Below are 18,244 nucleotides of genomic sequence, written 5' to 3' on the forward strand. Positions count from 1 at the left end.
GCCAATGCACGGGAATTTACTTTTGTTACAATTCAATTATCCTGCACTTTGAGTATAAATTAATGGCATGGTTTTAGTTATTTTTTGTTATGCTTGCAATACTAAAATTGTAATCGCAAAAATAATATGAAACGAATATTTTTATTTCTTTTACTAATACCATTTATCGCCAAAGCTGATGTGTTTGATGATGTGGTTGCTTCTATTAGAACCAATAATAGCGATGTAGTAGCAAAATATTTAAACCAAAGCGTTGAACTTACTTTGTTAGAAACGGAAAGTTTGTGCAGTAAAGCACAGGCTGAACAAATGCTAAAAAAGTTTTTTGATAAATATCCTTCTAAAACAATTGTTATTAAACACCGTGGATCTTCTGCACAGGGTGCCAAATACGCTATAGCTACTTACGAAACAGCTTCGGGTATGAAAATGCGATTATATATTTTCATGAAAGATAACTTAGTACATGAATTAAAGGCAGAACGAGAATAAAATTGAAGTAACAGTTTTACATTTATTAAAATTTAAAATAGCATATAATTATAGCCTATGGAGAATCCATTAGAGAAGATAACAGAACTGTTATTAAATAAATCATCGACTAAGCAATTAGCATTTCGTACTACCAAGCAAGCTTTTTCTATTTTAAAAACAGAGCTTAAGCAAATAGAAACAGCATTAATACCTAGTATAACAGCTGTTGACAAAAACGTAGAAGTAAAATATACCGATAAAGGTGAATTAGAAATTCATTTAAAGTTTAGTGGCGATACACTGGTTTTTATGATGCACACCAATGTGTTTGATTTTGATGAGCAACATGCGGTAGCCAAATCGCGTTATGTACAACAAGATGCATTAAGAGAGTTTTGCGGATTAATTCAGGTCTATAATTTTTTGAGTGATTCTATAAAATATAACCGCGAAGCAGATGCCGGTTTTTTGGTGGCACGCATTTTTGTCAATAAAGAAAACCATTTTTTTGTAGAAGGTAAAAAACCATTTTCATTTTTATATAACGATTTTGAAAAACAGGTTTTTGATAACAAAGCAGCTCATGACATTATTGTAGAAGCCATCAAGTTTACACTTAATTTCGATTTAAAGATGCCTCCTTTTGATGCGGCTCAATTTATTAGTCTGGAGCAAAAAAATATGATGAGTTATAGTAGTGGTATTCCAACACAAAAACAATTAGGGTTTACTATTACAAAAGAAAACACCGAAAATAATTACTAAAAAAAATCCCCATTTGCAATTACAAATGGGGATTTTTTTATACCAATTCTTCGTCTTCTACTTCGGCAAATAAAAAGTCTTTCTCAACCCTTAAATTATTGATGATAAAGTTTTGCCTGTCCATGGTGTTTTTACCCATATAATATTCCAGTAATTTTTGAATAGTAGTTTCCTGGTTTAACAGAACTGGTTTTAAGCGGATATCTTTACCAATAAATAAACCAAACTCTTCCGGGCTAATTTCACCCAATCCTTTAAATCGGGTAATTTCAGGTTTTCCTTTTAACTCATGAATGGCTCTTTGTTTCTCTTCTTCGTTATAGCAGTAAATAGTTTTTTGCTTATTACGTACACGGAATAAAGGAGTTTCTAAAATATACAAATGCCCGTTTTTAACCAAATCAGGGAAAAACTGCAGGAAGAAAGTCATAATCAATAAACGAATATGCATACCATCCACATCCGCATCAGTTGAAATAACTATTTGGTTGTAACGCAAATCATCAATGCTTTCTTCAATATTTAAGGCATGTTGCAACAAGTTAAATTCTTCATTTTCATAAACAATTTTTTTGGTCAGTCCGTAACAGTTTAGTGGTTTGCCACGTAAACTGAATACAGCTTGCAACTCTACATTTCTACTTTTAGTTATACTTCCACTTGCACTATCACCTTCGGTAATAAACAAAGTAGTATCAAAGCGTTTATCAGTTGTATTGTCGTTATAATGCAAACGGCAATCGCGTAATTTTTTGTTATGTAAATTAGCTTTTTTAGCACGCTCATTGGCTAACTTACGTACCCCGGCTATTTCTTTACGTTCACGCTCACTTTGCATAATACGCTTTAATAAAGCGTCAGCACTTTCAGGATGTTTATGTAAGTAATCGTCTAATTCCTTTTTTACATAATCAACAATAAATTGCTTTAAACTAGGCCCGTCAGGGTAAATAGCAGTAGAGCCTAACTTTGTTTTGGTTTGACTTTCGAAAACAGGTTCCTGAATACGTACACTTACGGCAGCTACTATACTTTGGCGTATATCTGCTAAGTCAAACTCCTTTTTATAAAACTCGCGTACTGTTTTGGCAAAGGCCTCTCTAAAATAAATTAAATGCGTTCCACCCATGGTGGTATGCTGTCCGTTTACAAAAGAGTAATATTCTTCGCCATATTGATTTTCGTGGCTAATAGCCAATTCAATATCTTCCGATTTTAAATGGATAATAGGGTAACGTAAATCTTCTTCGTTGGTTTTACGTTTCAATAAATCCAATAAACCATTTTTCGAAAAATACTTTTCACCATTAAAATTAATAGTTAAGCCGGCATTTAAATAAGTGTAATTCCAAATCTGGTTAACAATAAACTCATTGATATACCTGTAATTTCTAAAAATAGTTTCGTCAGCTATAAAAGTAATTAAAGTGCCATCAGGCTCCATGGTATCATTAATCTTGTGGTCTTTTACCAGTTGTCCTTTTTCAAACTCAGCCGCTTTTGATTTACCTTGGCGGTACGATTGTACTTTAAACGAAGCCGATAAAGCATTTACAGCCTTGGTTCCCACACCGTTTAATCCTACCGATTTTTTAAATGCTCCACTATCGTATTTACCACCGGTATTTATTTGACTTACACAGTCAATTACTTTACCTAAAGGAATACCACGTCCAAAATCGCGTACGGATACTTTATTGTCGTCAATTTTTATATCAATAACACGGCCATTACCCATTACAAACTCATCTATTGAGTTATCGATAATTTCTTTTATAAGCACATAAATACCATCATCTACCGAACTACCATCGCCCAGTTTTCCAATATACATTCCCGGACGAAGACGAATGTGTTCGCGCCAATCGAGCGAGCGTATCGAGTCTTCGGTATAATTAACTTCTTCTGCCATATTGCATCCAATTTTAAAAGGCAAAAATAAGCTAGTTTAAGAGCTCTTTTATTTAAATTTATCAACTAAATATTTTGTGCTTAAACAGAGCGAGTTAACGGTAAATGCAATGAATACGGAAATTGAAATGAGTTTTAGTAATTTGTTTTTTAAACTTATAAACAGCTTTTATTGAGTGCGGTGTAAAATGTAATAGTCTCCCGAAACTATTTAGATAAAATATAAATTAGATACGTAAAACACTGTCGAAATGTTCTTAATTTTCGAAAGTGCTTTTTATTATAAATTTTTGTTGGTATTTATTTTTCCAAAAAATTAATTAATGCTACATTGCGACCACTTTTGAAAAAAGGTACATTTTACATCGTAAAACAACAATTTTTATAATATGGCATTTGATATTGAAATGATTAAAGCTGTATACGCCAGAATGGATGAACGTATAGCAGCCGCTCGCAAAGCAGTAAATAAACCTTTAACTTTAACGGAGAAAATTTTGTATAGCCATCTAACTCAAGGCAATGCAACTACCAGTTATGTAAGAGGTAAAAGTTATGTTGATTTTGGACCGGACAGGGTAGCCATGCAAGATGCAACGGCTCAAATGGCTTTATTACAATTCATGCAATCAGGCCGTCCAAAAGTAGCAGTTCCTTCTACTGTTCATTGCGATCACTTAATTACAGCTAAAAATGGTGCTGACGAAGATTTAGCTTTTGCCAATAAAGAAAGTAAAGAAGTTTTTGAATTTTTAGGTTCAGTATCTAATAAATACGGAATTGGATTCTGGAAACCGGGTGCAGGCATTATTCACCAGGTAGTTTTAGAAAACTACGCATTCCCGGGTGGAATGATGATAGGAACAGATAGCCATACTGTAAATGCAGGTGGTTTAGGAATGATTGCCATTGGTGTGGGTGGAGCTGATGCTTGCGATGTAATGGCCGGCTTACCTTGGGAACTAAAAATGCCTAAATTAATTGGTGTAAAACTAACCGGAAAACTAAACGGTTGGACTGCACCTAAAGACGTAATATTAAAAGTAGCTGGTATTTTAACCGTAAAAGGTGGTACCGATGCGGTGGTTGAATATTTTGGCGAAGGTGCAACAAGTATGAGTTGTACCGGTAAAGGAACTATTTGTAACATGGGTGCTGAAATTGGAGCAACTACTTCAACATTCGGTTACGATGATTCAATGGCTCGTTATTTAAAAGCAACTGGCAGAGCAGAAGTAGCTGAACTAGCTGATGCTGTAAAACACCATTTAACGGCAGATGCAGAGTGTTATGCAAACCCTGAATTATATTTTGACCAAGTAATAGAAATTGATTTAAGTACTTTAGAGCCACATGTAAACGGACCTTTTACTCCTGATTTGGCTACTCCAATATCAAAATTAAAAGAAGTGGCTTTAGCTAATGGCTGGCCAACTAAAATATCAGTGGGTCTATTAGGTTCTTGTACCAACTCAAGCTACGAGGATATTTCAAGAGCCGTTAGTTTAGCTAAACAAGTTTCTGCTAAAGGTTTAACAGCTAAAGCTGAATATTTAATTAATCCGGGTTCAGAGCAAATACGTTATACCATTAAACGCGATGGTTTCTTAGAAGTGTTTGATAAAATAGGTGCAAAAGTATTTACCAATGCCTGTGGACCTTGTATAGGTATGTGGGATAGAATGGGTGCAGAGAAACAAGAAAAAAATACCATTATCCATTCATTCAACAGGAACTTTGCTAAACGTGCTGATGGTAATCCAAATACTTATGCATTTGTGGCTTCACCGGAAATAGTAACAGCAATGGCTATTGCAGGTGATTTAACTTTTAACCCATTAACAGATTATTTAACAAACGATAAAGGTGAGCAGGTAAAATTAGACGGACCTTACGGTGATGAATTACCAACCAAAGGTTTTGCGGTAGAAGATGCGGGCTTTATAGCTCCTGCAGTTGATGGAAGTCAGGTACAGGTTGCCGTTTCTCCAACTTCTGACAGGTTACAATTATTAGATCCGTTTGCAGCTTGGGAAGGCAGCGATTTAAAAGGATTGAAACTATTGATTAAAGCTAAAGGTAAATGTACTACCGACCATATTTCAATGGCTGGTCCTTGGTTAAAATACCGTGGACATTTGGATAATATTTCTAACAATATGCTAATTGGAGCGGTTAATTTCTTTAACGAAAAAACTGATTCAGTAAAAAACCAATTAAATGGCGAGTATGCTTCGGTACCTAAAGTACAACGCGAATACAAAGCACAAGGAATTGGCAGTATAGTAGTTGGTGATGAAAACTATGGTGAAGGAAGTAGCCGCGAGCATGCAGCTATGGAACCTCGTCATTTAGGTGTACGTGCGGTATTGGTAAAATCATTTGCCCGTATTCACGAAACCAACTTGAAAAAACAAGGTATGTTGGGTTTAACATTTACTAATAAAGAAGATTACAATAAAATATTAGAAGATGATATAATTGACATTAATGGCTTACATACTTTTGCTCCGGGTAAACAATTGGAGTTGGTATTAAACCATAAAGATGGTTCAAGCGAAACTATATTGGTAAACCACACTTATAACGAGCAACAAATAGAATGGTTTAAAGCCGGTGGAGCTTTAAATATTATTAGAGCAAGTGTAGGGAAATAGTTGTTAGCTGATAGTTGACAGACCATAGACGATAGTCACACTGAGCGAAGTCGAAGTGTTTAAAATCAGCAATCAATTTATTTTGGTTGCTGATTTTTTGTTTTTACATTCTTCCGTAGAGACATTGCATGCAATGTCTTATACAAAACAAAAAGCAATCAGGTAATCTTGATTGCTTTTTGTTTTAAAGAAATAATAATAAGGGCAGTTATTTTTAGTTAATTAGCTACCACCTGGAAAGGATTGCTGAATTTTGGATCACTTATCATTTTATAATCAGTTAGTGTTTTTAAGAAAGCCACCAAAGCTTCTTTGTCTTCTTTGGTATAATTAAATCGTTTAGGCATTTGCACATTATTGGTAATTTCTGAAAGCTCCCAACTTAAGTCTTTGTGGTTTTTAATACCTTCGCTGTAATGGTTAAGCACATCATTTAATGTGGCAAACCTGCCATCGTGCATATAGGGTGCTGTTAAGGCTACATTGCGTAAACTTGGTATTTTAAAGCTACCGTTTAATGCAGTATCCATAATTCCGAATTTGAGTACAAAAGTATTATTGCCTGCAATTCCTTTATCGGTATAATTTAAATCCAATCCAATATTGGCCCAGTTACTCCAGCTTCTTTGAAAGTTGCTATTAGGGTTATGGCAATCAATACAACCATTTTTTATAAAAAGTTGTTTTCCTTTGTTTTCCACGGGTGTAAATGATGGAAAATTAAACGTATAATCAAAGTTGCTTGCATTAAGCGCTATATCAAATTTACTGTTTTCGCAACGGATTGCTTCCAGGAATGTAGCAATGGAAATAGCAATATTCTCCACGGTTACACCATCAGAAAACGCCTTTGCAAATAAGTTTTGATAATCCGGGTATTGTTTCAATTTCTTAGCTATTGCATTAATATCGGTAAAACCCATTTCTACGTGATTTGATATAGGTTTAAGTACCATTTCGGTTAAATTGCTTTCTCTCAAATCCCAGAAAAAGCCACTGTTGTTAGCTAGGTTACTAAAGCCCATGCTGTTTCGGCTGGTCAATTCGTTTTTAAAGCCGGTTGAAAACTGTTTGCCGTCAGCAAATGCGTTTGCCTGAAAATGGCAACTGGCACATGCAATGGCATTGGTGGCTGATAGGCTTTTATCGTAAAATAAAACCCTGCCCACGGTGGCTATTTGGTTTTTGTTGGCAGAACCTTCGTAATAAACGTAGTTGTTATCGGGTAAAACAAGCTTTGTTGCTTTTAGCTGGTATGAATCCGGATTTTTAGTACATGATTGTATAAACCAAAAACTGATTAATACCAATGCGATGAGGGTGAATAATTTCGATTTCATAGTTTAAAGTATTATATGGTTTGATATTTTAAAACACAACAATAAAGTTTAACAAATTGGGTAAGGTTAATGCAGCTCCTTTTGTCTTGGTATTGGAAGGAGGTAAATTACTGGGATCATTACTACTATAATTAGTAGTCATTGTCCATGAGTCGCTATAATAGTAGCTGGCTTCGGTAGAAAGTGCCAAGTGCTTATTTAAATTAAACTGCATACCCAATACCAAGCCCGCTCCGTCCATAGAGGTTGACCTGTTATTTGATGTAACAAATTCCTGTTGAAATGGTCCGCTGGCAAATCTTGATAGGGTATTATTAACCGATTTCTGAGAGATATAATCAAATCCGATATAACCGGTCCATCTTTTGGTTATTAAAGTCTGGTACTCCATACCCAAGCGTAAATCCAATGTTTCAGTAAAAGTACTGTTTTGGTTAGTAGAGCTTTCGTCAGAGTTGTTATTGTTTACATAACCCGTACCTATTCTTATACCAATTAATGCATTTTGACGGGGTAAATATTTAAAGGCTTTTAAACTGATGGTATAAGGACTTGTAACAGTATTGTTTGGTGTTCCCGAAAAATTAACAAATTGCCTCACAAAGGAAACTACGTTTAAGCCAATCTGGAATTGATAAGGTTTACTACTGATTTTAATAGAGTCGTTTGTTTGGGCGCAAACAGTACCGGTAAGTAAAAGTAAAATGAGTGTTAATTTTTTCATAGGTGATGTATAATTCAAATGTATTTTTTATAATCCGGAATTACAATGTGTTGGTAACGTATGAATTAATAATTAAGTATAATTTTACATTTATTGTTTTGTCATTTATGTTAGACCACACAAAAATAAAAAAGGCTGCATGCCGTTAAACATTATTTATATTTATAATAAACAATTTACCCATGAAGAAATTAATAGTGTTTTTTTTACTGATAGCTTTTACTAAAGTTTCATACACGCAAAATTTAAGTTACGACAGCCTGTTAAGAGAAGTAAAGCAACAACAGGTTGTGTTGGGTAATTATTATAAAAAAGCAGTAACTGTTAAAAGCAAAGACTCCATTATTGCATGTGCGCAGTTTTATATTTTAAGAACCATTGCCAATAATTTTTTTAACCATTGGTATGGAACCCGTTGGAGTTTTTACGGACAAACACGCACTCCGAAAGAAGGCTCCATTGCTTGTGGTTATTTTGTAACGACTGTTTTATACGATGCGGGTTTTAAAATACCGCGTGTGCAGTGGGCTCAACTGGCATCAGAAGTTTTTATAAAACGATTCAGTACTGATATAAAACGTTTTCGCAATGAGCCTATTGAAAACATAAAAAAGTATGTAGCTGACAAAAGCAATGGTTTATATATAGTGGGTTTAGATTGTCATGTTGGATTTATTTTAAAATATAACAATACCATCCAATTTATTCATTCCAGTTATTATAATAATGGAATGGGTGTAGTTGCTGAAAACCTGGAAGGACATAATCCGCTTGATGATTCCCATTACGTAGTAATAGGAAAAATTTTAGATAACAAAAGTATTATACATTGGTTATTACAAGAAAATATTTCGTAGAGACGTTGTATGCAACGTCTAAATATTGACTGTTATTAAAAAGACTTAGCTTGCTACGTCTCTACAGGTTAGACTTTTTAAGAGATAAAGCCATCAACTCCTTTAAAACTTCCATATCTACATCAGCTAATTTTTTTATATAAAGACAAACCTTGCCGGTTTTGTGTTTACCCAGCCTTTCCAACAATTCATCCTTATTGTCAAAGCTTGCTTCCAGGTATATGGTAAGGTCGTTTTTACGGGGCGAAAAGGCAATTATAGGCATATCGCCTTCGCGGCCGCTTTCGTATTTATAATGGCAGGTGCCAAAACCAATAATAGCCGGTCCCCACATTTTGGCTTTAAACCCTGAAAGCTCTTCCATCATTTTTACTATGGTAAAGCAATCTTGCTTTCTGGAGTCATCGGCAACTGTAGCTAAAAAATCGTTTACACTTGCTGTTGTTTCTACCGTTTTATTTTTTGCCATGGTTTATATCATTAAGTTTGTAAAAATATTTCATTTACACCTAAAAATTATATCATTGTTTTAATGAAAGCCTATAATCCAAAAGCCTGGACCAAACTCATTTTCCATTTTCATAAATCAGATTCGTTTAGAATGCTATTGCCTGCCATTATAGCCCTAGCTATTTATTCAGCAGTATTGTGTTATGTAGAGGTTGAATTAAAACTTATTCATTTGCGTAGCACCACCGTGCTACACTCACTTTTAGGTTTTGTGTTATCGTTGTTATTGGTTTTTAGAACCAATACTGCTTACGACAGGTGGTGGGAAGGGCGCAAGCTTTGGGGCGATTTGGTAAATAACAGCCGCAATTTAATGTTTAAAATAAATGCTTTTTTACCTGATGGCGAAAAAGAAACAAAACAGCATTTCAGTATTTTAATAGGCAATTTTGCCATGGCTTTAAAAGAACATTTGCGCCACGGTATTAAACCTGATTTGATTGATGAACACCCAAACTTAAGCAAACAAACATTGGCCGCAAGCACACATGCGCCCAATAAAATTATACAACAGTTATTTATTGAAACCAACAAGCTGCATGAGCAAGGTATTATTAATGCAGAAAAGCTATTGGTGTTAAATGGAGAACTAAGCTCGTTTGCCAATGTGGTGGGTGCCTGCGAGCGTATTAAATCTACACCCATTCCTTATTCGTACAGTACTTTTATAAAGCGTGTTATTTTAATTTATACCATTACGCTTCCCTTGGGTTTGGTCGATGATTTTAAATGGGCCACTATACCCATGGTGTTGTTTGTGTTTTATGCATTTGCCGGATTGGAGCTGATAGCAGAAGAAATTGAAGACCCATTTGGTAAAGAGGATAATGATTTGCCTACGGATGATATAGCGGAAAGAATAAAGAAAAATTTGGTTGATATATTGAAGTAAAACACGTTGTTCGTTGTTGTGTCTCCCGACCAACAACTTTAGTTTGTGGATTGGTGGGGACACCAACCACGGACAAAATATCCAAATAATATAAAAAGGAGGCGAGCGCGGGGCAGACAAAAAAGCGGGCCGCGCATCAGGCCTGCGGGGAGAAGCATTTTTTTGTCTAGCGTTTTTGGATACTTTTTTGGCAATGCAAAAAGTATCAAGAAAAAAAGATTATAGCTAAAAACAAAAGGGTTGACTAAACATTAGTCAACCCTTTTGTTTTAATGATTGTAGTTAAAACTTATTGTAATAAAATTTTCTGTACCATACGTGTGTTGCCTGATACGTACTCTACAAATACAAATCCTCTTGGTAAATCATCTACCTGAATACTTGTGTTGCCATTAATAGCAGCTATATTTTCTTCTTTAATGGTTCTGCCTAATACATCAATAAACCGAATGCTGCCTTTACCCGCAGTATAACCTTTAATGTTTAATACATTGCCGGCAGGGTTCGGATAAAATGCTAAGTTGGCTTTTTCTGTTAAAGTACTTTCTTTTATACTAATATGTTTGCCCGTTACTTTGTTGTAAGATGCTGTATCTAATACCACAAACTGATGCATCATAGCGCTGTCTTCGTGGGTAAGAATATGGCAATGGTACATAAAACCACTCATCATATCAATTTGATTATGCATCATTAAAGTATCACCATAATGGTCAAATTGAGCAATAAAGCGTAGCGTAGTTCCTGCTCTTATCAATACATCGTCTTTGTAACCCATTAAGTGTTTAGGTAAAGTATTGTTGTAAACAGATTGTTTAATGCCTGCACTGTCAATATCAAGTACCTGGAATTGCACTTTGTGAATATGGAAAGGATGCGCTTTGTTGGTTTTGTTTTCAATAGTCCATATTTCGGTAGTACCTACTAAAATGGTATCATTCATTAATTCCATATCCATTGGCATACTGTCAATAGTCCAAACGGGGCCGCCACCGCTACCACCGCCACCGTTTCCGTATAAGCGTTTTGGTGCTCTTTTAAAAGCATTGGTTGTATCCAATATCGGGTACGATTCCAAAGAGTCAGGAATGCTTGTTATTTTACTCGCTGCTTTTAAAGTGGTATCAATAACCAATGCCATAAAAGGAAATGCTGCAGGTCCGCTAATAATATCGGCAGGAATAGTGTTGGCTAAGTTTTGCAAATAAATAGTATCACCTTGTTGTTTACCGGTGCAGTTAACCAACATTTCCATTCTTTCGCCCGGTGCTATTATGATCGATTGCATAGGGAATGCTTTGGGTGTATAACCACCATCAGTAGCTACCAGCCACATGCTGTCGTTTGGATTGCTAACAGGTGCTATGCTATCGTTAATACCTAAACTAAGCGAGCTGATAGGTGAACCATTTAAAAAGCGCAAACGAACTACTTCGTTAGGTACATGCATGGCTCCGTATAAAAGACCATTTACCATTAAGTAATTACCGGGGCCCGGACGTGAGTTAGCTACCATTGATGTAGCTACATGATTGGTAAAATTAAACTTTTTTTCTTGTACAACTATCGGGAAATCGTTTACACCATAATCGTGCGGTAACTTGTTTTTTACTGCATCGGTAGGGCTTTCTATAATAATCATACCCGCTAAACCCATTGCCACCTGCATAGTAGTACTATCCATTAAATGTGAGTGGTACCAAACGGTTTGTATCGGGTCTATTATTTTAAAGCTGGGAACCACCGGCATATCCCACATGCTGTTCGATTCAATTATTTCATGTGGACCACCATCCATGTTTGAAGGTAAGTTTAACCCATGAAAGTGCATGGTGGTTCTTTGGGTCATGTTGTTAAACGCATTGATAGTTACTTGTTGCCCTTGTTGCCAAAACATAGTGGGGCCTAAGTAGCTAATATTGTTACTATCCATTTGGTTGTAACAAAAAGTGGGTACTGTTGCGTTGGTTGAGTCCGTTCCACCATTGGGGTTAAAGTTATGGTTAGCGCTGTCAATGCTAATATTAAAGGTGTTGGTGTTTCTGATGGCCGGTGGCGCATAAACTCTGTTGATGAATTTTTGTGCCGTAGTCATCTTGCTAATCAGTAAGATAAATACGAGTGTAGTGAGTACGTTTCTTTTCATAGTTTAATGTTTAAGTGTTTGTTTGAGGGCGCCAATATACTATTAAATAGTGTTGGCAAACAAGAGGGGAAATACTCTTTTTGAAGGGGGAAATACTCTTTTTATGCACAGGTTATTATTAAAAGTTGTTTATGCCATTGCAGGCGTCCTCGCCTGCAATCTTTTCTTTTCTTATTTCGATACTTTTTGCATTGCCAAAAAAGTATCCAAAAACGCTTTAGGTTGTTGGTCGGGAGACACAACAACGGCAAAATGCTTCTCCCCGCAGGCCTGATGCACGGCCCGCTCCCGTCCCGATAACTATCGGGAGCTATCGGGATTCGTCTGGCCTGCGCTCGCCTCCTTTTTATAATTATGGTTTATGATATTTAAAAAAACACTGGCTTGCTTGTTGGTCGGGAGACACAACAAGGGACAGAAGTGGGAGGCTTGCTTCCGATAAATTTAACTTTACTATTCGTATTAAAAACTATTAATTGCGTAACCCTTTTTATAACAACAATGAACTTAAACTTCTTAAAGCGTAACTTTTTTTTTGTACTATTTCTTGGCCTGATGGCAAGCACAGTGGTGTCATGCGGAAGCGATAACGAAATAGCCTCGGTATGTATGACCGATAAAGCACCCGTATACAGCAAGCCATCGAAAAAAGAAGGTACACTTTTATCTGCGGTATCGCTTGGTGAAAAGCTCACCTTTTTAGATGAAAAGGAAGAGGATGAAAAAGGAAAGAAATATTTAAAAGTAAAATTAGTTGATGGCAACGAAGGCTGGATACTGGCCGATTATGTGGTGGTGAAAGCCATGCCTGGGGTAATTTATGAAAAAATGAATATTTATTCGCGACCTGATTTGGCTTCTATTACTAAAAAGACTTTGGATGAAATGGATATTATAGCCATTGTTACCAGAAAAGATGACTGGATAGAAATAATAGCCAAACGCACTACAGGCAAAGGAACTGAAAAGGGCTGGATAAAAGACAAAGGCTATAGTGAAGGTACTACCGATTTAGCTGCAGCCGTATTTATTACCCGTGCTATGGGTATTACCCAACCCGATGAAAGGTTAACCGAATTGAAAGCCGTAATGGATAATGATAATTTATCAGGCTCCAGCTTTCACCACATATTATTAAGCGAAATAAGAAAAATAGACCCAACCGCTTACCCTAGTGAGGAAGAATACATGGAAGAGTTGCAGGCAAAGGCTGCACAGGAAGCAGAGGCCGCACAAGCCGCAGCAGAACAGGTAGCAACACCTGATACAGCAAAAGTGATAAACGAACAGGCTCCGCAATAAAAACTACTAATAGAAAATACTTATATTATTTAGTCTTAATTATTCTTATTGTTTCCGTTTGTTTTTCAGGAGTAACAACAGTTAGTATATAAATGCCCTTTGCCAAATGGCTAATATCAATTGGGTTTAATATTTCATGTAGTTCTCCTTCCATCAATACTTTTCCGGTCAAGTCCGATAAATAGTATGGTGTCAAAATATCTTTTTGATGTAACTCCACATTTACTATATCCGTTGCCGGATTTGGATATACTTTAGCCAATATTTCAAAGTCATCCGCTTCTATTGGAGCAGATACATCTTCTACGTCACTGGCTTTAAAATTGGCGCTTGCCCGTATTATTTCAAAGGGCTTTGTATTGGCTAATATAGAGGTATATAATTTTCTAAGCTCCCTCTTATCAGGATGCAGTCGTATAATGTTTTTCTGCTTGTCAGTAAACTTAACAAGTTTCGTATATTTTCCTTGTTCAATCGCACTATCAATTTGAGCATATTGAAAATAGTTTTGAAGCCCATATATTAAACTATCCGTAACTTTTAAAGCAAATATTCTATAGGAACTATCATTTATCTGCTCACTGAAATAATAAAGCGTTCTGAATTTACAAACAGTCCCTTTAAAAAGAGTATCGCCCGTCTCAATATTAATAATACAATTATATTTCCGGGTAGATGAAATTTTGAAAGTTAAAGGGAAACAACGCCCTTCAATTTGTAAAGTATCACCTAAAATTTTTGAAAGGTTTCGGTTTCTCTTAGGAAACGGAGCATCAAAAGTGCTTTTTAAATTTTCCCTTATGGACTTCTCCATCGCTATTTCGTCTGCCATGCATCCCATCATCATCTTAACTTTTTCTTCGGCAGAAGGCCCACATGAAAAAAGAAAAAGTATAGCGCTTATAAAAAGTATAATTAAATGTTTCATGAGTCTTTAATATTTTAAAGCCTTCATTTTTTTACCGAAAAACAAAGCCCTCGATGGCTCGTCAAGTTCATTTTTCCAGCCAATTAAATATTGCGTAAAAGGCGAAACATTCAAAGAGTCAATATTCCGGTAAGCAAAAGCCATTACCTCATTCGGATATAGTTTCATGGCCGTTGCCTTTTTACGCTTGGCACTTCGTTTCGTATCAAACGGACTAATATACAAATCCAACGCACCAAAAATATGCAAGAACTCATGCGCTATGACAGCCGGATTTTTAAAGCTCACAATGGAGTATTCAATATTGGCACTACTGGCAGAATGAAGCGTAACCGAAATTTCATCTGTATAATAATTATTTACAAAGTACATCAACACCACATTATCCGTTTGGTTAATATCGCGCAGACGGGCTATCAACCTTTCGCGGTCACTCAAGTTGTTTTTGGTTTTTACTATCGTGGCAGAGTCAACCGGAAGCGTGAGCCCTGCAGTTTTAGCAATGCGGTCAGCCCAACGGTCCAGTTTGCCTATACCAACCGAAGCAACAGGCGAAAAGAGCGTACCGTAAAGTGTTTTATTGGGAAAGTTATTGGCAATAGGAATAACCTTTTTATTTTGATGGTATTGCACATCAATATTTAATGGAATATTATTTTCAAAAGCCCTGTTTTCAATCCATTCCGTAGCTATACCAATCGAGTCAAGCGTTGATTGAATATCATAACTAGTCCAGGCTTGCGTACCCTTGGTATCTACAAATATGGTGTACAGCACCACCTTGCCAATTAGTTTTTTACATACATTATTATCAACGGTGGCAATTCTAAAAGTATTTTCATTGTTTTTATAGGAGTGACAAGCACCGAAAAAAAATAGGGCTGCTGTCAGCAAAAAAAGAAGGACCGTTTTGGTATGCGTAACTGTTGTACTCAAGCTATGGGATTTTTTGTCCAAACCTATTAAAAAAATACAGCTAAGCAAGGGCTTGCTTGTAGTATTTGTTTTAAGAAAGCCATACCGCTTTGTTAGAATCCTTAAACAACATGGTTAACGTTTCGCTTATTTGCTTAGTTGCAGTGTGCGGAACGAAAATTTGTCGTGCTAAGATAGAAATGAAAGTGTAAAACAAATCTGAATTTAAGCGATTTAGCGGCAATTGAGCAAGACTACTTGTTAGGCACAGTTTATTTTCCTAGCGAGGCTGTCGAAGGATTTATTGGGGCATTTTTTACTTCTTCAGATTCTCGCAGTCTAGCCAACATTAAACTCAATGACTTTAGCTTGTCTGTGCTTAATGTCAAATTAAGAGCGGTGCCTTGTGAACGAATATCAAAAACTCTTTTGTGTGTCTCAGAAAGAAATATTCCTTTAGAACCACTTGTCAAAACGAAGCTTCCACCCATTTTACAAATTTGAGATGTCATGTATAAACCGTAACCAGAATTAGCCCATATATTTGATTCGTCAGCTTTTACGCCTGCATAAGCTTTACCAGATATACCTGGTTGAATAGCAAGCTTTACGGCATCAGTATCATTTAGAACACTTAAATAAGGATTCTGCATTAAACTTTGCTTCAGTCCAATTCCTCTGTCAAGTATAGCTAAAGATACCTTTTTCCTTTCCGGCCAATGTTGTGCGCAAAAGCCAAATTGATTCGATTCTGAATGTTCAACCACATTTCGAAGAATTTCCCTGATTGAATACTGAAGAGTATCAAATAAATCACCTGAATCAGTTCTCGTTAATATGTGACTCAACGTAGTTGCTCTTCCAGTAAGGTATTCTCCAACAGGCTTACCTATTTTATCAGCATCTTTAATGATGTTATTACAGTAAAATATTTTAATTGGAATTGCGGTCAGGCTTTTTTCCCAATTTGGATCAGCATCCCCATATTCAATTCCGATTGCTCTAAAAAATCCCATGTCAGCAGCTTCTTGCATTTTTTTAATATTTACTCCCGAAAATTTCCTTTCAGGCCTGTAATCTCTGAAATGCTTTATTTCACTGCTTAGAAATAACAATGTAAAGGGCTCCACTTTTCCAGCATTTTCAAAATCGAATACATATTCATCCGTTTCCTCAAGAAACCACAGATCAATTATAAATTGAATTGTCTGCATGTTTGATGTCAATCTTGGTATTTTAATTGTCTGTTTTGTCATAAATTGGGCCTAACGTTTTGTAGCCTAGCGCTGTTGCTGATTGCGTGACATTAATTTGTTTTGCTAAGATAAATATTGAATGCGTAAAACAAAGTTCAAACACAGCGATATAGTGGCAATAGAGCCAAGGGCTGGGCTATTGTTCTAAATTATAATGACAAATTATTACTTAATCTTTTGACTAAGTCCTTGTAATGACCTTTGCATTTCTGATTGTCCAGTTAGTATTTGGGATAAGCCATTGTTTGCAATCTCAGCAAGAGTTGAGAGATAAATAGTTTGCAAATACTGAATATATAATTCAGGTTTTGTATTCCAATCAACCCCGAATTTCTGTTTAAAGGGTATTTTTTGTGCTTCAAAAGTTTTGTCAAAGTTAGATGTTGCCATGCGATTAAATTTATTTATGAACGATTGTCTCTTTTGTCGATTGCTGCTTTTGCTCCTTCTGGAATTTTGAACGAATAAAAGTCGTCTATCTGTTTGGGTTGCGTAATTAATATGTCAGTAATGATATTTACAAAGCCGAATAGTTTATATGCGGCTTCTCTGTCATCAGTTAAATCAATTTGTCCTGGATGAACAGCATTATTGCCAATTACTCTAACGCTATCTAATGCTTTCTGCATTTTTTCAGGAAGCCCCTTCTTAACAAGGTTACCAATGTCCTCGTTAATATTTTCTCCTTTTTCACCAAGGTGTTTACAAAGCTTCTGAACCGCCAAACGAAGTAAGGCTGTTGCTCCTCTTGGAGAAAGCTCCACTATACCTCGTGCTTCTTCAAAATCTTTCTTAATATCATCTGGCATATCTGCGTTGGCAAGGGGAGCAGAGCCAGCAGTAGGGAATAACATCCTTCTTTCATCAGTGTGTCTGTTGTCAAGCCAAATTGTATGTTTTTGGCAATGTTTACACTGGGAAAAAACAAGCTCTGCAATATTGCCTTGCCATTCTTTTTGTCCTCCAGAGTTTGCTCTCTTTTTGTCATACTTGTCAGCATAGCTCCAAATATGTTCAGAGTAAGCACCACAAATAGGGCAATTAAATGAACTTAACTCAAATTGTATCGGAGTGTATGGTGTCATAATTTGTTAGTTTGTATTTTTTGTTTCATGGTATCTCGTTTTTTCAGCCTTGCCGGTAACTTATATATATGAATCATTTTATTAGACTAATACAACCGTTTTAGGGTGTATTAGTCTAACTCTCGTTACTCAAACCTATCTAAAAAATATATCCAAACAATAGCTTGCTTTTACTTGCTTATACAGACTTAGTTGTTTTGTTAAATAGTAAATAGTTGAAAATAAAATAAATAAAAGCCAAAGTAGTGTTTTTTGTTTAAGCATACCACCTGAAAAAAGAGTATTTATACTACTAAAAAAGGGTATTTCTACTACAGGTATTAAAAGGGCTTAATGTGTTTTTATGCTCCCTCAGTTTTCAAGGTGCACCAAAAATAGTTTTTACATGCACCCTCAATTTCTATGGTATAGTAAAAATACTTTTTACATACTCCCTCATTTTTTAGGGAGTACCAAAAATAGTTTTTACATACTCCTCCAAT

At 35.8% G+C, this 18,244-nt stretch carries 16 protein-coding genes; 6 read left to right on the forward strand and 10 right to left on the reverse strand.

Features of this window, described 5'->3' with window-relative positions; genetic code table 11:
• Positions 1 to 126: 126 nt before the first annotated feature.
• Positions 127 to 492: a DUF4783 domain-containing protein gene (locus tag V4538_08455; protein MES2381057.1), complete on the forward strand. Its 366-nt coding sequence runs from the start codon at positions 127 to 129 to the stop codon at positions 490 to 492.
• Positions 493 to 549: 57 nt separating this feature from the next.
• Complete coding sequence (locus V4538_08460) at positions 550 to 1,239, forward strand: hypothetical protein (protein MES2381058.1); 690 nt, start codon at positions 550 to 552, stop codon at positions 1,237 to 1,239.
• A 37-nt stretch (positions 1,240 to 1,276) separates the two neighbouring features.
• Here the strand turns inward: V4538_08460 and V4538_08465 are convergent, their stop codons facing one another.
• Positions 1,277 to 3,151: a DNA topoisomerase IV subunit B gene (locus V4538_08465; GenBank protein ID MES2381059.1), complete on the reverse strand. Its 1,875-nt coding sequence runs from the start codon at positions 3,149 to 3,151 to the stop codon at positions 1,277 to 1,279.
• Between the two features lie 388 nt (positions 3,152 to 3,539).
• Here V4538_08465 and V4538_08470 point away from each other — a divergent pair, with 388 nt between their 5' ends.
• On the forward strand, positions 3,540 to 5,807 hold the full coding sequence (locus V4538_08470) for an aconitate hydratase (protein MES2381060.1): 2,268 nt from the start codon (positions 3,540 to 3,542) through the stop codon (positions 5,805 to 5,807).
• Positions 5,808 to 6,025: 218 nt separating this feature from the next.
• Here V4538_08470 and V4538_08475 read toward each other — a convergent pair whose 3' ends face one another.
• Positions 6,026 to 7,147: a cytochrome c peroxidase gene (locus tag V4538_08475; GenBank protein ID MES2381061.1), complete on the reverse strand. Its 1,122-nt coding sequence runs from the start codon at positions 7,145 to 7,147 to the stop codon at positions 6,026 to 6,028.
• Between the two features lie 28 nt (positions 7,148 to 7,175).
• Positions 7,176 to 7,871 carry an outer membrane beta-barrel protein gene (locus V4538_08480; GenBank protein ID MES2381062.1) on the reverse strand — a complete coding sequence of 232 codons (696 nt, stop codon included), beginning with the start codon at positions 7,869 to 7,871 and terminating at the stop codon, positions 7,176 to 7,178.
• 182 nt (positions 7,872 to 8,053) lie between these two features.
• Here V4538_08480 and V4538_08485 point away from each other — a divergent pair, with 182 nt between their 5' ends.
• Positions 8,054 to 8,728 (forward strand): hypothetical protein, encoded by a 675-nt coding sequence (locus V4538_08485; protein ID MES2381063.1) that lies wholly within the window; start codon positions 8,054 to 8,056, stop codon positions 8,726 to 8,728.
• 61 nt (positions 8,729 to 8,789) lie between these two features.
• On the opposite strand, the gene V4538_08490 is transcribed toward V4538_08485, so the two are convergent.
• Positions 8,790 to 9,197, reverse strand: coding sequence for a DUF1801 domain-containing protein (locus tag V4538_08490; GenBank protein ID MES2381064.1), 408 nt, complete (start codon positions 9,195 to 9,197; stop codon positions 8,790 to 8,792).
• A gap of 63 nt (positions 9,198 to 9,260) precedes the next feature.
• On the opposite strand from V4538_08490, the gene V4538_08495 reads away from it, so the two are divergent.
• Complete coding sequence (locus V4538_08495; GenBank protein ID MES2381065.1) at positions 9,261 to 10,130, forward strand: bestrophin family ion channel; 870 nt, start codon at positions 9,261 to 9,263, stop codon at positions 10,128 to 10,130.
• Positions 10,131 to 10,419: 289 nt separating this feature from the next.
• Here V4538_08495 and V4538_08500 read toward each other — a convergent pair whose 3' ends face one another.
• The gene (locus tag V4538_08500; GenBank protein ID MES2381066.1) at positions 10,420 to 12,276 is read right to left on the reverse strand and encodes a multicopper oxidase domain-containing protein; all 1,857 of its coding nucleotides are present in this window, start codon (positions 12,274 to 12,276) and stop codon (positions 10,420 to 10,422) included.
• 501 nt (positions 12,277 to 12,777) lie between these two features.
• Between V4538_08500 and V4538_08505 the strand changes: the two genes are divergently transcribed.
• On the forward strand, positions 12,778 to 13,578 hold the full coding sequence (locus V4538_08505) for an SH3 domain-containing protein (GenBank protein ID MES2381067.1): 801 nt from the start codon (positions 12,778 to 12,780) through the stop codon (positions 13,576 to 13,578).
• Between the two features lie 25 nt (positions 13,579 to 13,603).
• Here V4538_08505 and V4538_08510 read toward each other — a convergent pair whose 3' ends face one another.
• The 5 genes from V4538_08510 to V4538_08530 form a co-directional block, all read right to left on the reverse strand.
• Entirely contained in the window at positions 13,604 to 14,506 is a 903-nt protein-coding gene (locus tag V4538_08510; protein ID MES2381068.1) for a T9SS type A sorting domain-containing protein, read from the reverse strand.
• A gap of 6 nt (positions 14,507 to 14,512) precedes the next feature.
• Positions 14,513 to 15,442: a hypothetical protein gene (locus V4538_08515; protein MES2381069.1), complete on the reverse strand. Its 930-nt coding sequence runs from the start codon at positions 15,440 to 15,442 to the stop codon at positions 14,513 to 14,515.
• A 251-nt stretch (positions 15,443 to 15,693) separates the two neighbouring features.
• The gene (locus V4538_08520) at positions 15,694 to 16,677 is read right to left on the reverse strand and encodes a hypothetical protein (GenBank protein ID MES2381070.1); all 984 of its coding nucleotides are present in this window, start codon (positions 16,675 to 16,677) and stop codon (positions 15,694 to 15,696) included.
• Between the two features lie 165 nt (positions 16,678 to 16,842).
• The gene (locus V4538_08525) at positions 16,843 to 17,067 is read right to left on the reverse strand and encodes a hypothetical protein (protein ID MES2381071.1); all 225 of its coding nucleotides are present in this window, start codon (positions 17,065 to 17,067) and stop codon (positions 16,843 to 16,845) included.
• 14 nt (positions 17,068 to 17,081) lie between these two features.
• Entirely contained in the window at positions 17,082 to 17,762 is a 681-nt protein-coding gene (locus tag V4538_08530) for a DUF4145 domain-containing protein (protein ID MES2381072.1), read from the reverse strand.
• Positions 17,763 to 18,244 lie beyond the last annotated feature (482 nt).

It is taken from the genome of Bacteroidota bacterium (assembly GCA_040388375.1).
Lineage (GTDB): Bacteria > Bacteroidota > Bacteroidia > UKL13-3 > UKL13-3 > JAAFJM01.

Excerpts from the sequence above, each read along its gene's own strand:
- V4538_08505 (MES2381067.1), top strand. The coding sequence starts at position 12,778 with ATGAACTTAAACTTCTTAAAGCGTAACTTTTTTTTTGTACTATTTCTT.
- V4538_08500 (MES2381066.1), bottom strand. The coding sequence starts at position 12,276 with ATGAAAAGAAACGTACTCACTACACTCGTATTTATCTTACTGATTAGC.
- V4538_08510 (MES2381068.1), bottom strand. The coding sequence starts at position 14,506 with ATGAAACATTTAATTATACTTTTTATAAGCGCTATACTTTTTCTTTTT.
- V4538_08485 (MES2381063.1), top strand. The coding sequence starts at position 8,054 with ATGAAGAAATTAATAGTGTTTTTTTTACTGATAGCTTTTACTAAAGTT.
- V4538_08520 (MES2381070.1), bottom strand. The coding sequence starts at position 16,677 with ATGACAAAACAGACAATTAAAATACCAAGATTGACATCAAACATGCAG.
- V4538_08460 (MES2381058.1), top strand. The coding sequence starts at position 550 with ATGGAGAATCCATTAGAGAAGATAACAGAACTGTTATTAAATAAATCA.
- V4538_08455 (MES2381057.1), top strand. The coding sequence starts at position 127 with ATGAAACGAATATTTTTATTTCTTTTACTAATACCATTTATCGCCAAA.
- V4538_08465 (MES2381059.1), bottom strand. The coding sequence starts at position 3,151 with ATGGCAGAAGAAGTTAATTATACCGAAGACTCGATACGCTCGCTCGAT.
- V4538_08475 (MES2381061.1), bottom strand. The coding sequence starts at position 7,147 with ATGAAATCGAAATTATTCACCCTCATCGCATTGGTATTAATCAGTTTT.
- V4538_08470 (MES2381060.1), top strand. The coding sequence starts at position 3,540 with ATGGCATTTGATATTGAAATGATTAAAGCTGTATACGCCAGAATGGAT.
- V4538_08480 (MES2381062.1), bottom strand. The coding sequence starts at position 7,871 with ATGAAAAAATTAACACTCATTTTACTTTTACTTACCGGTACTGTTTGC.
- V4538_08490 (MES2381064.1), bottom strand. The coding sequence starts at position 9,197 with ATGGCAAAAAATAAAACGGTAGAAACAACAGCAAGTGTAAACGATTTT.
- V4538_08530 (MES2381072.1), bottom strand. The coding sequence starts at position 17,762 with ATGACACCATACACTCCGATACAATTTGAGTTAAGTTCATTTAATTGC.
- V4538_08525 (MES2381071.1), bottom strand. The coding sequence starts at position 17,067 with ATGGCAACATCTAACTTTGACAAAACTTTTGAAGCACAAAAAATACCC.
- V4538_08495 (MES2381065.1), top strand. The coding sequence starts at position 9,261 with ATGAAAGCCTATAATCCAAAAGCCTGGACCAAACTCATTTTCCATTTT.